This window comes from Providencia sp. PROV268, assembly GCF_028477805.1.
Taxonomy (GTDB): Bacteria; Pseudomonadota; Gammaproteobacteria; order Enterobacterales; family Enterobacteriaceae; genus Providencia; species Providencia stuartii.
The window spans coordinates 128,152-144,002 of sequence record NZ_JAMPLW010000010.1 but is presented as its reverse complement, the minus strand read 5'-3'; the positions used below and the strand labels follow the sequence as shown (position 1 = coordinate 144,002).

At 42.2% G+C, this 15,851-nt stretch carries 10 protein-coding genes; 4 read left to right on the top strand and 6 right to left on the bottom strand.

The window, feature by feature from the left end:
* Nucleotides 1-2 precede the first annotated feature (2 nt).
* Nucleotides 3-3,680 (bottom strand): AAA family ATPase, encoded by a 3,678-nt coding sequence (locus tag PR699_RS09120; protein WP_014656787.1) that lies wholly within the window; start codon nt 3,678-3,680, stop codon nt 3-5.
* Nucleotides 3,677-4,894, bottom strand: coding sequence for an exonuclease subunit SbcD (gene sbcD, locus PR699_RS09115; protein ID WP_014656786.1), 1,218 nt, complete (start codon nt 4,892-4,894; stop codon nt 3,677-3,679). The genes PR699_RS09120 and sbcD overlap by 4 nt, the downstream gene beginning before the upstream one ends.
* A gap of 283 nt (nt 4,895-5,177) precedes the next feature.
* Between sbcD and phoB the strand changes: the two genes are divergently transcribed.
* The 4 genes from phoB to PR699_RS09095 all read left to right on the top strand — a co-directional run bounded on the left by phoB (nt 5,178) and on the right by PR699_RS09095 (nt 11,002).
* The gene (gene phoB, locus PR699_RS09110; RefSeq protein WP_014656785.1) at nt 5,178-5,867 is read left to right on the top strand and encodes a phosphate regulon transcriptional regulator PhoB; all 690 of its coding nucleotides are present in this window, start codon (nt 5,178-5,180) and stop codon (nt 5,865-5,867) included.
* Nucleotides 5,868-5,886: 19 nt separating this feature from the next.
* Nucleotides 5,887-7,203: a phosphate regulon sensor histidine kinase PhoR gene (gene phoR, locus PR699_RS09105; RefSeq protein WP_014656784.1), complete on the top strand. Its 1,317-nt coding sequence runs from the start codon at nt 5,887-5,889 to the stop codon at nt 7,201-7,203.
* A gap of 540 nt (nt 7,204-7,743) precedes the next feature.
* On the top strand, nt 7,744-9,069 hold the full coding sequence (gene brnQ / locus PR699_RS09100) for a branched-chain amino acid transport system II carrier protein (RefSeq protein ID WP_004926953.1): 1,326 nt from the start codon (nt 7,744-7,746) through the stop codon (nt 9,067-9,069).
* Nucleotides 9,070-9,283: 214 nt separating this feature from the next.
* Nucleotides 9,284-11,002, top strand: a complete 1,719-nt coding sequence (locus PR699_RS09095; protein ID WP_014656783.1) for a thiamine pyrophosphate-dependent enzyme — start codon at nt 9,284-9,286, stop codon at nt 11,000-11,002.
* Nucleotides 11,003-11,183: 181 nt separating this feature from the next.
* Here the strand turns inward: PR699_RS09095 and ggt are convergent, their stop codons facing one another.
* From ggt to PR699_RS09075, 4 genes are all read right to left on the bottom strand, one after another.
* Nucleotides 11,184-12,950, bottom strand: a complete 1,767-nt coding sequence (gene ggt / locus PR699_RS09090; RefSeq protein ID WP_004926960.1) for a gamma-glutamyltransferase — start codon at nt 12,948-12,950, stop codon at nt 11,184-11,186.
* A gap of 233 nt (nt 12,951-13,183) precedes the next feature.
* The gene (locus PR699_RS09085) at nt 13,184-13,804 is read right to left on the bottom strand and encodes a hypothetical protein (protein WP_004926962.1); all 621 of its coding nucleotides are present in this window, start codon (nt 13,802-13,804) and stop codon (nt 13,184-13,186) included.
* A gap of 289 nt (nt 13,805-14,093) precedes the next feature.
* Nucleotides 14,094-14,696: a peroxiredoxin C gene (locus tag PR699_RS09080; RefSeq protein WP_004926964.1), complete on the bottom strand. Its 603-nt coding sequence runs from the start codon at nt 14,694-14,696 to the stop codon at nt 14,094-14,096.
* A gap of 299 nt (nt 14,697-14,995) precedes the next feature.
* Nucleotides 14,996-15,604: an ACP phosphodiesterase gene (locus PR699_RS09075; RefSeq protein ID WP_014656782.1), complete on the bottom strand. Its 609-nt coding sequence runs from the start codon at nt 15,602-15,604 to the stop codon at nt 14,996-14,998.
* Between the last annotated feature and the right edge of the window lie 247 nt (nt 15,605-15,851).

The window sequence follows — 15,851 nt, the reverse complement described above, 5'->3', positions numbered from 1 at the left end:
TTTTAACGGATACGATATCGGCTAGGTAATTCACTAAAGCCAAAGCCGTTGGTCTTTTTCACGGGGATCTGTACAGAAATTCGCTCTTTCATCGCTTCAACATGGCTAATTACCCCAATCGTTTTTCCGGATGCATTCAGGCTTTCTAACGCATCTAAGGCAATATCTAATGTTTCAGGGTCGAGTGTGCCAAAGCCTTCGTCGAGAAATAAAGACTCGAGTTGAGTTTTGTTACTCACCATATCCGATAATGCGAGAGCAAGCGCTAGGCTGACTAAGAAACTTTCTCCGCCAGAGAGGGTTTTAATATCCCTGATAGTATCGGCCTGCCAGCCATCAATCACTTGTAATTCCAGATCCGCATTATGATTACGTTTTAGCAAATAGCGACCATGTAGCTTATCCAAGCGCAGGTTAGCGAGAGAAATGAGGCAATCAAAGGTTAACCCTTGCGCGTAACGGCGGAATTTATCTCCTTCTGCTGAGCCAATCAGTTCGCAGAGATATCCCCAATCTTCATAGTGGGATTGGCTCTGCTCGATTTCTTGTAATAAGCCACGTTGTTGGTGACGTTGTTGTTTGTCTGCTTCGAGTTGGCTGAAGATCTGCCCCTGTTGTTTATTGAGATTTTTAATCTCCTCATCAAGCTGAATAATTGCTTGCTGCCACTCCTCCAAGCTTGCCTCAATATGATCATCGGGCTTTTGGGCCAAATGTTCTTGTCGTGCGCGCTCACCTTCTTTATAACGGGTTTGCGCTTGTAAACGTGACTGGAGTAATCGTTGTTGCAATTGTTCAAGTTGCAGCTTTTCATCCGGCGCTAATAGTGCGGCTAAGAATGCTTGCTGTGTTGCAAATGGGCTAGTCGAAAGGGCATGCTCGAAGCGCTGCTGTGCTGTGGTTAACTGATATCGTGTCTTTTCTATCGTTGTGATGACCTCGTTAAGGCTGCCTTTTAGAGAAGCTAAGTGTTTTTCATGATGCGTGACCTGCTCATTAAGTTGTTGTTGCTGATGAGCCAGTTTGTTTTGCTGATCTTGCAATTGACCCATAAATTGTGAAATAGATTGCCCATCAAGTAATAGCTGCCGTGCCGCCTGTTTTTGTTCAACCTGTTGTTGTAACTGTTGCAATTGCTGTTGCGTATTTTCTAGCCGTTTACTTAAATGGGTTTGTTGAGCTAACTCAACTTGCAACGTCGCCTCAGCGACCGCTATTTTTTGGCTAATATCTTGCGCACTTTGTTTTTTCGCAGCATATAGCTGACCACGCTGCTCTAGTAACGTAAACCACTGTTCAAAACTTTCGCTTTCAGGCAACCTAAATTCAGCCAAAGCCTCGTGGAGCTGTTGCTGCTGCTGATTATGGCGCTGTTGGTGTACGACATGCTCTTTTTGTGTTTCATCAATAAGTTGGTGCTGATGCTTAATTCGTTCAGTAAGCAAGGCGAGCGAGGATTGTTGCTGTTTATTTAATGACTGCTGCTCATGTAATCGGTGTTTAAGTTGTTGATATTCACGTTCGAGGGCGGTGAACGCCTGTAATGACTGCTGTTTCTCTGATAACTGTTTTTGGATATCCGTGAGCAACTGCTCTACGGCAGCATGAGTCGTGGTCAGTTCAGGGGCGAGAGCTTTCTGGCACGCGGTCATCCATTGTGTTCGCAGCTGACGCTCTTGAGCTATAAGCTGCTGTTGTGCCTGTTGATTTTCTGCTTGGCGCTGCATTTCTCTTTGCAGTAGCGACTGTTGAGTGACTTGCGTTTGCTTAAGCTCTTCTAACTGTTTGGTTAATGCGATTAAGCGCTGTTCAGTTTGCGTTGGCTCTACAGATTGATATTGTTCAATTGCAGGGTGTTCGGTAGAGCCACAAAGTGGGCAAGGCTCACCCGCAATAAGTTGTTGGCGCTCCTTTTCTAAACTGACGATTTTCTGCTCTAAGCGTAACCGCGCATTCAAATCTGTTAAATGAGGCTGAAGGTGCGTAATTTGTGTTTCAGTTAGCTGGAGCTGCTTTTCAGCCTGAGAAATTGATTGGGTTAGTTCCTCTTGCTGGTGTTGTTTGATTTTTAATTGGTTTTGCTGCTCTTGCCATTGAGATAACAATAAAGGTAAAAGTTGGGCATGTTGTGATCTGGTGTGTAGCTGTTCTATTGATTGATTAAGTTGTTCAATATCTTGTTTTTCTTGCCACTCTAGATAGCGACTTTCAACGAGTTGATATGCCGCAGTATCCTGTTCAAGTTGGTGCTGCGTTTGGGCATTTTGCTCAATTTGCTGTTGTTGCTCGCTAACTAATGCTGACTGCTCTTGTTGCAGTAGTTGTTGTTTTTGCTCTAAGGCTTGTACTTTTTGACTCAATTCATCAATAAATTGACCTTGTTGCCGCCATAAACCTATTTGTTGGGTAATAGCCGCATCTTGGGGATGTTGCTGTAGGTAATGTTCAATTTGCTGTAACTCTTCACGGTCCAAATGAGCTTGATGTTGGGTTCGAGTAATTAAGCTGTGCTTCGATTGATATTCCGTGTGATATTGCTCTTTTTGTTCTGAAATTTCTTTAATCTGTTGGTGTAGATGAAGAATCGCATTATCTAATGGGCGAACGTGGGTATCGATCAACACGGTTTGCTGCTGAACATAATTTTGGTGCTGGCTATGCTCATGTTGGACTTGAGCAAGTTGTGCTTGTAAAGGCGCAAGTTGTTGAGTGTTATTTTCACACTGTTGTGAAAGGCTCTGTTGCTTCTCTAATAATTCATTTAATGCCTGTTGTTGGCGTTCCACATCCTGCCATAAAGGGCGCAAATTTTCAGCAGGCAGATTGTCTGAGAGTTTTTTAAACTGAGGCTCAGCGTCTTGATATGCCTTTTCAGCTTGCTGTTGATCAAGCTCTAACTGATGTAAGCGGGCAGTTAACAGTTGTTGGCGTTGCTGCCAATATAACGCTTGTTGGTTTCGCGTTCGTTTTTGATTAAGCTGCCTTTCTTGGTCTGCTAATACGGTTTGTTGTTCGATGAGGGCTTGATGTTCGCTTTCGGTGAGCAAATGAATGCTTTGCGCTCGAGCTTTTAAAATCTCTAAATCATTTTTGACCTGTTTGTGCTGGCGATAGATATAGCTGGATATTTGACTATAAATTTCCGTGCCGGTGATCTCTTCTAACAGATCGGCTCGCTCTTTTTCGCTCGCATTTAAAAAGGCGGCAAAATCCCCTTGTGAAAGCAAAATAGACTTTGTAAACCGTCCGAAATCTAGCCCTGTGATCTGAACAATTTGTTCTCGTATGTCACTGACTTTTTCCGCAATGATTTTGCCGTCACTGACAGTCGCTAGCTCGGCTTTTGGCGGTTGTAATTTTCCTTCTGGCTTGTTGCTGGCTCGTCGTTGGCTCCAAAATGCGCGGTAAGCGATACCTTTGACCTCAAATTCCACTTCAGCCAAGCACTCGCCAGTATGGCGTGTCATAAGCTCATTCTGTTTAACGGATAGCGTATTTAAACGAGGTGTTTGGTGATAGAGTGCGAGACAAATAGCATCTAGTAAGGTGGTTTTACCCGCTCCAGTAGGGCCTGTGATCGCAAACAATCCTTGGCTAGCAAACGGCTCTTGGGTGAAGTCAATTTTCCATTCGCCTTTTAGAGAGTTAATATTTTTTAGGCGTAGACTTAAGATTTTCATGAATTTCCCTCTAACTCAGCACGCAAAGCGTCATAAGATTGCCTAAAGAGTACTAATAAGCGCTGCTCTTTTTCTTTATCATCTAGCGACTCTTCCGCTAAACGACGCAAAAATACCTCTTCGGCGGTAAGCTCATTTAAGGTTTCATTAGCGAGAGCTTGTTGGGGGTTTTGTGGTTTACGTGCACGGCGTAACAATACAACTTCAACGGGTAAGCCTTTGATAATACTTTCAATACGTTGTTGGATATCAGCAAGATAGTCCTGTGAAGCGACTTCGATATCTAACCAAACTGGGGGCGTATCTGGCTCGATAGAGAGTGCATGTAACTGCTTTTGAATGTCTGCAAGTGACCCTTTTAGTGTTTGCAAAGGTTGAAAAATTGGGATCGCAAGTTGGTGGATCTGCGACAGTTCGCGGCCATCAAACTCCACTAAGCAAACACTTTTTTGTTGGTTCGCTTCATCAAAGCTTAATGCAATCGGTGAACCAGAGTAACGAATATGTTGCTGTTGACCAATAACTTGCGGACGATGAATGTGCCCCAAGGCGATATAGTCAGCCGGAGGGAAAGCGGCAGAGGGAAATGCGTCTAAAGTACCAATATAGATATCACGCACAGACTCCGTCAATTCAGCCCCGACAACCGTTAAATGCCCCGTTGCGATAATTGGGATATCTAACCCCATAGTTTGCCGCTGCTGCTCGGCAAGCTGATAGCTAGCTTGGTAATAGTCACGAATGGCTGTTTGTAATGATAGCTGCTTCTCTTCACTGCTCTGTCCTGCAACACTTAATTGAATATCTCTAGGGCGTAGAAAAGGGATCGCACACAACAGTGCTCCGGGTTGCCCTTGTGCATTCTTTAATGTGATCACATGGGGCGTTGCTCCTGAAGTGACGACATCCGTATTCAAATAGGCAAGCAGTGAACTGGTTTCATTTAAGACGGAAACAGAGTCATGGTTACCACTTAGGATCACCAATTGGCAACCTGTTTGCTGTAGCGAGACGACAAATTGATTATAAAGCTCACGGGCATAACTTGGGGGGGAACCGGTATCAAAAATATCTCCCGCAACAATCATGGCATCAACTTGATGAAGTTTGACCTGCTCAATAAGCCAAGTTAAAAACTGTTGATGTTCGGCTGCGCGGCTTTTAGTGAAAAAATACTGGCCAAGGTGCCAGTCAGAGGTATGGATAATACGCATGAAGGCCCCTTCCTACGGCTTTATATGTATACTATGCTCAGTATACCCTATCATGACCCTTTTAGGGGATCTCTGAACAAGCAGACAATTCAATGTGATAACGATAGGCGAAGCAGCAGGCGCGACGATGTAAAGTATGACGAGAATGTTTCACTTAAATGACAATTTACCGCTAATATAGAAAGGATTATTGTTATTTGATGACGGTATTCATAATTCTGTCATAAAAGTGACGCATAATGCTTTCACTTTTAATGATCTCTTCTTATTTACAGGATTAATCATGGCAAGACGCATTCTAGTGGTTGAAGATGAAGCGCCCATCCGAGAAATGGTTTGTTTTGTATTAGAGCAGAATGGTTTTCAGTCGATTGAAGCTGATGATTATGATTCCGCCATCGCGCAGTTAGTTGATCCATTACCCGACCTTGTTTTATTAGACTGGATGATCCCTGGTGGTTCAGGCATTCAAGTGATTAAACACATGAAACGTGACAGTGATACGCGCGATATTCCTGTGATGATGTTAACCGCAAGAGGGGAGGAGGAGGACCGCGTAAAAGGCTTGGAAGTAGGGGCGGATGATTACCTAATAAAGCCGTTTTCACCCAAAGAGCTTGTCGCTCGTGTGAAAGCCATTCTACGCCGTATTTCCCCGATGGCAACAGAAGACATTATTGAAATGAACGGGTTAACACTAGACCCAACGTCTCATCGGGTCAGCAGTAATGACACTCCTATTGATATGGGGCCGACGGAGTATAAGCTGCTGCATTTCTTTATGACTCACCCTGAACGAGTATATAGCCGCGAGCAGTTACTCAATTATGTATGGGGAGCGAATGTGTATGTTGAAGATAGAACGGTTGACGTGCATATCCGCCGCCTCAGAAAAGCCTTGGAGGCTGAAGGGCATGATAAAATGGTTCAAACAGTGCGTGGTACTGGTTATCGCTTCTCAGTGCGTTACTGATCAATAACAGGAGATACCAGTGCTTGAACGCCTATCATGGAAACAGCTAATTTGGGGGCTGTTTTTATTCATCTTACCTGCATTAATCTTATCGATTTTTATCGGCCATCTTGCATGGTTTTTAGTCATCTCATTGACCGCAGCGCTGATTTGGCACAGTTATAACTTGATGAAGTTGTCATATTGGTTATGGCTTGATCGGAGCATGCTGCCCCCTGATGGTAAAGGCGGCTGGGAGCCAATCTTTTATGGGATCTATCAGCTTCAGCAGCGCAACCGAAAACGTCGGCGTGAATTAGGGCAGTTGATCAAACGCTTTCGCAGTGGCGCAGAATCTCTCCCTGATGCTGTCGTAATGATGACTCTTGAAGGGAATATTTTCTGGTGTAATCGCCATGCTCAACATTTATTAGGTTTTCGCTGGCCGGAAGATAGCGGGCAACCGATTTTTAATTTATTACGCTATCCAGATTTCAGCCGTTATTTTACATTACAAAACTATGAACAAGCGTTAACGATAGAGCTAAACAGTGGCGCTATTGTTGAATTTCGTGTCTTACCCTATACCGAAGGTCAGCTATTAATGGTTGCGAGGGATGTCACGGAAAAGCGCCGATTAGAAAAAGCACGTAGAGACTTTTTTGCGAATGTCAGCCATGAACTACGCACACCACTAACGGTGATCCAAGGTTATCTTGAAGTATTAGATGATCAAGAAAATGCCTCAGCTGCCAACAAAAAAGCGTTAACGGTAATGCAAGAGCAGGCGCATCGAATGGATAATTTGATTAAACAACTGTTACAGTTATCTCGCATTGAAGTGGCGCCTCATATTAATTTAGATGAGCAGGTAAATATTCCTGTAATTTTAAAAATGATTGAACAGGAAGCGATGAGTTTAAGCCAAGGGCGGCAACAGTTTAAATTTATGGTTGATGAAAAGCTGTATGTTTACGGTAATGAAGAGCAGCTTCGTAGTGCGGTGGCTAACTTGGTCTATAATGCCATTATGCATACACCGGAAGGAACAACGATCCAAGTCAGTTGGCAGAAAACACATAATGGGGCACGTTTTGGCGTTGCTGATAATGGGTTGGGGATCCCCCCAGAGCATATTCCACGTTTAACTGAACGTTTCTACCGTGTTGATAAGGCGAGGTCTCGCCAAACAGGGGGAGGAACGGGGCTTGGTTTAGCGATCGTCAAACACGCTTTGCAGCATCATAATAGCCAATTAATGATAACCAGTCAGTTAGGCAAGGGGAGCGAATTCTCTTTTACCCTGCCTCCTGTATTGATCGTATCAGACAAAAAAACAGCTAAAACACTTCATTAAAGACGTGACATACCTCGATGAGAGCGGTAAACAGCCGTTCTTATCGACCCAATCCAACATATCATTATCACCGCCAGATATGTCGCTCCTTCTTATTTAAAAAATGAATCTCTCTATATTTGTGATGGGTTATTAAAAATTTCTGTTTTCTAAAAAACCTATATTTCGCTTTGCAAAACCATAATCGATTTAAAAGATAAGATAAATAATGGTTTAATTGGTTGTTTTTTGTTCAAATCATATAGCGCATATTCTTATTTTACTGACAGTAATCACTAGTTATAAAAAATACTTTAGAGATTTATTCTTGTTTTTAGGTTTGCTATTGCCTTTTTTCCCTATAAAAGTTTTACTTGTAGCCAGTTATTGGCGATTTTTTCTGTTTTTTGATTTTTAATCTTGCCTGATGTGATAAATCGTACACATTGTATTGTTTATCAACTTGTTAATTAGAATTCTATACCGCCATTTATAATTCAAAGAGTTACTGATTAGTTACTCTATATTTTCTAACACCGTTACAAAGATTTAACATAAAATATGGCTCATCGTTTAACATCCAGAGATATTCTTGCCTTAGGTTTTATGACCTTTGCGCTCTTCGTTGGTGCTGGAAATATCATATTTCCACCAATGGTTGGCTTACAGGCTGGCGAGCAAGTGTGGACTGCCGCGCTAGGCTTTTTGGTTACAGGTGTGGGGTTGCCTGTTTTAACCGTTGTGGCATTAGCCAAAGTGGGTGGGGGTATTGAAGCCCTAAGTACACCTGTTGGTAAAACGGCGGGGCTATTGCTTGCTGTTGTTGCTTACCTGTCCGTTGGCCCGCTATTCGCCACGCCTCGCACTGCGACGGTTTCTTACAAAGTGGGGATTGCACCGCTACTTGGTGGCGAATCAGATATATCATTATTAATTTATAGTGCAGTCTATTTTGTGCTAGTCATCGGTATTTCTCTATACCCAGGTAAACTGCTGGATAGTGTAGGTCACATACTGGCACCTGTAAAAATGTTAGCCCTTGCTATCCTTGGTGTTGCGGCTGTGCTTTGGCCGGCAGGTCAACCTATGTTATCAACAGATGAATACCGCGATATGGCCTTCTCAAATGGCTTTATCAATGGCTATTTGACGATGGATACATTGGGGGCAATGGTCTTTGGTATCGTGATTGTTAATGCGGCTCGTTCGCGAGGTATCGAAAACTCCTCACTGCTGACCCGCTATACCATGTGGGCGGGGCTGATTGCGGGAGTGCTACTGACACTGGTTTACCTTTCACTATTTAAATTAGGTGAAAACAGCGCATCCATTATTCCAAACCCTCAAGATGGTGCTGATATTCTGCATGCCTATGTTCAGTATACATTTGGTAACTATGGTAGCTTCTTCCTTGCCGTATTGATTTTTGTTGCCTGTATGGTGACGGCTGTTGGTTTGACCTGTGCTTGCGCGGAGTTCTTTAGCCGCTATGTGCCAATCTCTTACCGCACGCTAGTTTTGGTACTTGGTGCATTCTCCATGGTCGTTTCTAATCTTGGATTAAGTAAACTGATTGCGTTTTCTGTTCCTGTATTAGTGGCGATTTACCCACCTTGTATTGTGCTTATTTTATTAAGCTTTACTTTAAAGTGGTGGCGTAACCCAAGTGTGGTGATTGCCCCAACCATGTTGACCAGTTTTATTGTGGGGTTAATTGGTGCAGCGAAAGCGTCAGATCATCTGAAAACGTATATTCCTGATTGGATGACTGGAATTCCGTTATATCAACAAGATTTGGCATGGTTATTACCATCATTTGTGGTGTTAATTGTAGCGGCAATTTGTGACCGAGTGATCACACCCGCAGCCGAACATAAACAAGCCTAAAAATATCAATATTCGATAATAGAAAAAGGAGCTTATTAGCTCCTTTTTTACTTCTTATTCTGACGGAAAAATATCATAAAAAGAAAGGTTTAAAATAAAAATAGTGCTTTTAATTGCAGTTATTACTTATTGTGATATTAATAATATAAATATGTAGACAAGAGTCATCTGTGATCTTTTGTTTATAAGAAATAATCTGCTATTGGAGCCTTGCATGAAAAAAAATGTTGCTAGCGTGATTGTTGATATTCTCCAAAATTCAGGTGTGAAGCATTGTTATGGCATCGTTGGTGATACTTTAAATTATGTCACGGATGCGATACATGAAAGTAAGATGGAGTGGATCCATGTAAGGCATGAGGAGGTTGGGGGATTTGCCGCCGGTGCCGAATCCTTTATTTCAGGCCAACTCACCGCATGTGCAGGCTCCTGTGGACCTGGAAGCTTACATTTTATTAATGGATTATATGAATCACATCGCAATGGCGCGCCTGTTATTTTGATTGCAAGCCAATTAGATACTAATACAACCGATAGTTCTTTCCCTCAATACGTCGATTTTAAATCCGTTTATAGTGAATGCTCAGTATTCTGCGAAGAAATTATTAGCCCTGATAAAGCGATAGAAGTGACAAAAAATGCCGTTAGTGCAGCTTTAAGTCAAAAAGGTGTCGCTGTTATTATTCTTCCAGTAAATATAAGTAAGTCTGAAATAGACTATCCAAATAAAATAGCTGTCAATTATCATCAACCGCGAATTATCCCGGCTCAAGAAGATATTAAAGCGCTGGCAGATGTATTAAATAAAGGTAAGAAAATAGGTATTTATGCGGGGATTGGTAGTAAAGATGCCAGAGGAGCACTTCTTCAATTGGCAGAAAAATTAAAAGCGCCAATTGCACATACCTCACGAGCCAAAGATTTTATTGAATATGATAACCCATATAATGTGGGAATGACGGGAATGATCGGTATTGAGTCCGGTTTTACCATGTTAAAAAACTGCGATACTCTGCTGCTGTTAGGTACTGATTTCGCATGGCCTCAATTTTTCCCTGAAAAAGCAACCATCGTACAAGTTGATATTAATTTAGAAAATATCGGTAAACGCCACCCTGTCAATTTAGGGCTTAATGGTGATGTCAATGAAACCTTATTGCAATTATTGCCTTTAATTGACAATAAAACCGATGATGAGTTTTTACGTAAATCTGTCGATTTGCACAAAAAGACACTCGAAAAAATTAGCTGGCTAGAAAAAGGGGCGAAAGCTCATGTCATCCACCCTCAATACCTTGCTCAGCTACTCGATAAGCATGCAGATAGCGACGCTATTTTTACGGCAGATGGGGGTTCAGCAATGGTTTGGATGCTGCGCTATATCAATACCAATGGGCAGCGAAGAACATTAACGAGCTTAAAACATGGCACCATGGCTAACGCAATGCCTCAAGCATTAGGATTGAAAAAAGCGTTTCCTAATCGCCAAGTGATCTCTATGTCAGGTGATGGTGGGTTAGCGATGCTATTAGGCGATCTACTCACTATGACGCAAGAAAAATTGGCGGCAAAAATCGTTATCATCAACAATAAATCGCTTAACTTTGTTGAATTAGAACAAAAAGTTGAAGGGTTATTGAATAACTATACCGATTTAGAAAACCCTGATTTTGGTAAGCTGGCGAGTGCGTTAGGGATGTTTGGTGAATCAGTTGAATCCCCAGAAGCATTGGAGGACGCTGTTATCCGCTTCCTAAATTATAATGGCCCAGCGGTATTAAACGTGCATACTTCACCGAATGAATTGGTTATGCCACCGAATGTAGAGCTTAATAGTGTTGTCGGTATGGGGCTTTATACGGCAAAAGCGGTTTTACATGGTCGTAGTGAAGAAGCGATCAGCCTTATTGTGGATAATTTTATTCGTAAATAACGCAAGGTAATTTCAGGTCGTGGGTCAACATCAAGGTGTTTGGCTGCGGCCATAAGAGATTGTGAAAACCATTAAAAATATCAATTTGTTGATTTTTTAGTAGATAACACTAAGCGGGTCTCTCCACTTAGCTAATCATTTAAATGGCGGGTTATCCCGCCATTTGTTTTAAGTGTGGATTTTAATCGACACCAACGGCTTTACCGGCTGGACGACGAACATCATTTGAACCGTAGATATAGCCTTGGCGAACTTTGCCTGAAACTGCGGCATCATTGCCTGATGAGTCTGTTTTATCTCCTTTAGCATCCGGTACGGGCACCATAATTAACTCTGCTGCGCCCCATGGTGTTTGTTCTACCATTTTGTAACCCATCTTATCGAGCAACGCTAAGGTATCTTTAGAGACACCACGCTCCTCATAGTAAACTTCATCGGGTAACCATTGATGGTGGATACGCGGTGCGTTCACGGCTTCTTGAGGAGGCATTCCATGGTCAATGATATTCAGGGCGGTTTGTAATGTGATTGAAATAATCCGTGACCCGCCTGGGGAGCCGAGCACTAAGAACACTTTACCATCTTTGGTCACTATGGTTGGGCTCATCGATGATAGTGGGCGCTTACCAGGAGCAATCGCGTTTCTTTCACCTTGAACTAAACCATACATATTTTTCTCACCGACTTTGGTGGTGAAATCATCCATCTCATCATTTAAAAAGAACCCTGTACCAGGCGGGATCACCACGGAGCCGAAACGTCCATTGATGGTATAAGTCGTTGAAACCGCATTACCTTTGTCATCGACAACAGAGTAATGAGTGGTTTCTGGTTTTTCATGTGGCCCTACACCGGGTTGGACTTGTGTTGATGGCGTTGCTTGGTTAGGTTTGATCTCTTTACGTAGCTCTTCTGCGTAGGCTTTACTCAATAACTTGTCGGTTGGGTTATCGACAAATGCCGGATCGCCTAGGAAAGTGTTTCTATCCATGTAGGCATGGCGCATTGCCTCTGTGAGAGTATGAATATATTCTGCCGAATTGAACCCCATCTCTTTAAGGTTATAGCCTTCTAAGATATTGAGTGTTTGGCAGATGGTTACCCCTCCCGAGCTAGGCGGCGGTGCTGAAATAAATTTATAGCCTCGATAGGTACAGCTAATTGGTGTGGTGTCGGTGATCGTATAATTAGCAAAATCTTTTGCGGTTAAGATCCCCCCATTCTTTTTAGACGCTTCTTCTACGATCTTCGGTATTTCGCCTTCATAGAAAGCTTTAGGGCCTTCTTTCGCAATTTTTTCAAGGGTATTGGCTAAGTCGGTTTGTACTAACAGATCGCCGGGTTGAAAGGCACTACCATTAGGTTTTAAAAAAATGCGTGCGACTTCTGGGTCTTGCTTAAAGCGATCGACAGTGGTATCTAGGACATCGGTATCTGCCCGCGTTAAAACAAAACCTTCTCTGGCTAATTTAATTGCCGGCTCCATGACTTGCTGGCGGCTCATTGTGCCATATTTTTCGAGCGCATAATCAAGCCCTTTTACCGTTCCCGGAACCCCCGATGCGAGGTAACCATAGAGGCTGGCATCTTTTATTAAATTACCATTCTTATCTAAGTACATATTAGCGCTAGCGGCTTCTGGGGCGGTTTCTCTAAAGTTGATAAAAAGATCTTTGCCATTAGCAAGGTGAATGGTCATAAATCCGCCGCCACCAATATTCCCACAGCATGGATTAACCACGGCTTGGGCATATCCCACAGCAACAGCCGCATCAACTGCATTACCGCCTGCATTAAGGATGTCGGCACCAATTTGAGAGGCTAGGTGTTGAGAAGACACAACCATTCCTTTTTTGGCCTCGACAGCAGGTTCTGAGGCGGCAAAGAGTTGAGGTGAGATAAGCAGTGAAAGTAATAGGACAGAGGGGCGCCATGATGTTTTTATCATTCGTATCTCCCGATGAATAAAATGGAATGGGCTTTTTATGAAATTGAGTAACACAATTAACTAATGTGATTCATTTGTTAATTAATTGTGTTCTTTATGTATAGCATAAAATAGCTGGAGAGACTGAAAGATACAATCGAGAAATGTTAACAATGTAGTGAAAAAATTAACTTAAAAATATAAAACAATGGGTTAAGCAGAGCCTGATCGTGGCTCTGCTTAGGGAGACCAATTTATTTTTGGTTGAACAATGCAATATGGATCCAGCCGTTATTGGTCAGTACCAATGGGCTTTGTTGTGATTTTTCAGCACGCTCTTGGGTTGATTTGATTTGTGGGTAGGCGGCAATGACTTTTTCATTTTTGGCCCAAGGTGCCACATCTTCAATTTTTTGTTTAAAGTTAGCGATAGAGATTTTTTGACCACCGCGCTCAGCTGGCTCTGTGAAATTCGTGACTTCAGTGACCACTAACTTACCTGTACAGAAGCTGCCACGCCCAGAAAATTCGGCTTTTGCCTCATCAAAGAATTTTTGACCTTCACTCGTTAAGGTAAATTCAACACCTTCACCTGTTTGTTCTGTTCCCCACATATCTTTGATAACGACTTTTTTTTCTGATTTGTTTAATAATCCAGCATCAACCAAACTATCTAATTGTTCTATTTTTCGAGTATTTGCTTGTGCTAAAAGCTCAGCAGGGAATGGGCCAGTATTGATACAAATAGCCGATTTAGTATCGAGATAATCTTGAATGGATTTTTTGAAATTACTTTCAGAGGCTGTTTGGTTGTTATCACAGCCTGCAAGCAAAGTACCAGCTATAACAACCGATGCTAACAGTTTAAATTTCATCGTTTTTTCCTACTTTACGATTGACGCTATATTGAGTTAAAAATGTAACTATTTATGGATAAATGTAACCATATTATAAATAGCAGTCCTGTAAAAGTATGGTGCGCTATATATCCTCAGATATATTGTTCTTTAGCATCAATTAAGAACTTTCTAGCAATAATTATTTGAAAAAAGACGAATAAAAAGCAGAGAATAAAGTAAAAGCGGGCAAATGGGATTGTCAAAAATAAAAAATCGGCATAAACCGAAGTTTATGCCGATCCATAAAAACAGTAAACGCTATGAATTATAGGCCAGTTGCGTTTTTAGTCAGGTAGTCAGCAACACCTTTAGGTGATGCGTTCATGCCTTCTTTACCTTTTTCCCATTGCGCTGGGCAAACATCACCGTGCTCTTCGTGGAATTGCAGCGCATCAACCATACGCAGCATTTCATCGATGTTACGGCCGAGTGGTAGGTCGTTAACGACTTGGTGACGCACAACGCCATTTTTGTCGACCAAGAAAGAGCCACGCAGAGCAACGCCAGCTTCTGGGTGCTCAATGCCGTATGCTTTCATGATTTCACGTTTGACGTCAGCAACCATTGGGTATTTCACTTCACCAATACCGCCGTTATCAACAGGAGTTTTACGCCATGCGTTGTGAACGAATTCAGAGTCAAAAGAAACACCGATTACTTCCACACCACGTTTTTTGAATTCTTCATAACGGTGGTCGAACGCGATAAGTTCTGAAGGACAAACAAAAGTGAAGTCCATTGGCCAGAAGAAGATCACCGCTGGACGGCCGTTTAGGTGATTTTTCAGGTTAAAGTTGTCAACAATTTCACCGTTACCTAGAACAGCTGCAGCAGTAAAGTCAGGGGCTTGACGTGTTACCAGAACCATAATTTACTCCTATGAGTTTGAATTAAAGGTTTTATATCCATAATAGTTTAAACCACTTATTGGACCGCGTTAGGTGCCTAGTGATAGCGCTATTTTGCTGCTAGGAAGCCTTTCGCTGGTTGCCAACAAACCGTTCAAATTATTTAGGCAATATATCAAGAGAGAATATGAAATTCCCTACAAAGAATAAAGGTATAAATACCAATTTCTGTGATAGTTTTTATCTATCAATTATACTTATTTAACAAATTGATATCAATACAATAGTTTTATTACGGTAAAGTACAAGTGATAATTGATCAAGGCTTCAGTGTTGTGAGGTGACCGACAAATATTCCTTGTTCAGCCTGTTGTATCATTTGCGGATAAAACTGGAAAAAAATCTGTTCAAGTGGCTTATATTGCAATAAAAAGTCATCAAAAGAGCCGCTAAGCGCATGTAGTTTAGGCCGCCGACGTGCCATTCCATTCAACGATTGCCCTATATATGTTTTATCTGCATAGCGAATTAACCAATTTTGGGGCCAGAGAAACTCATTTAACTCCTGAAACTTTTCAGGCGTATGACGCAGATTAGGTTCAATTTGGCGACGTGCATAATAGATGAAATCGGCCAATCCGATAGTTTGTTCGATTTTAGACCAATGCAATGAGAGGAAATGATCCCATACAAGGTCAAGTGTGATCGGCGCGACCCGACGGTAATCCGGCCTGAACAGTGCGCGCGCTTCTTTGACTAAAGGGTGAGAGTCTGTCGCCTTATCAACGGCTCGATGCATAGTGATCCCCGCGACAACATCGGGCGCATAATGGCCTTCTGGGTTGCCACGAACGAAGTCGGCCATGATATTGCCCAATAGGGAGCTATTCGCTTTATAGGCAAGATGCAAGTGAGCAAGAAAGTTCATGTTGATATCATATACTCGATGCTTGGTAAATTATAGCCCGTTTACTGTGCACGCATCTTTAGATGTCTATGGTCTGTTGTTTTAACACGGATCTGAAATTGCCTAGAGATATCCGTTTAGCACGAAATCGAATAGCAAACAGCGATGCAGCGATGACATAAGGAAGAAAATTTTCGTGACTTGAGAAATATTTGTTAAATATTGAAGGTTTTTTCGGCAAAAATACGCTTATTTCTTGCGCCTTTGA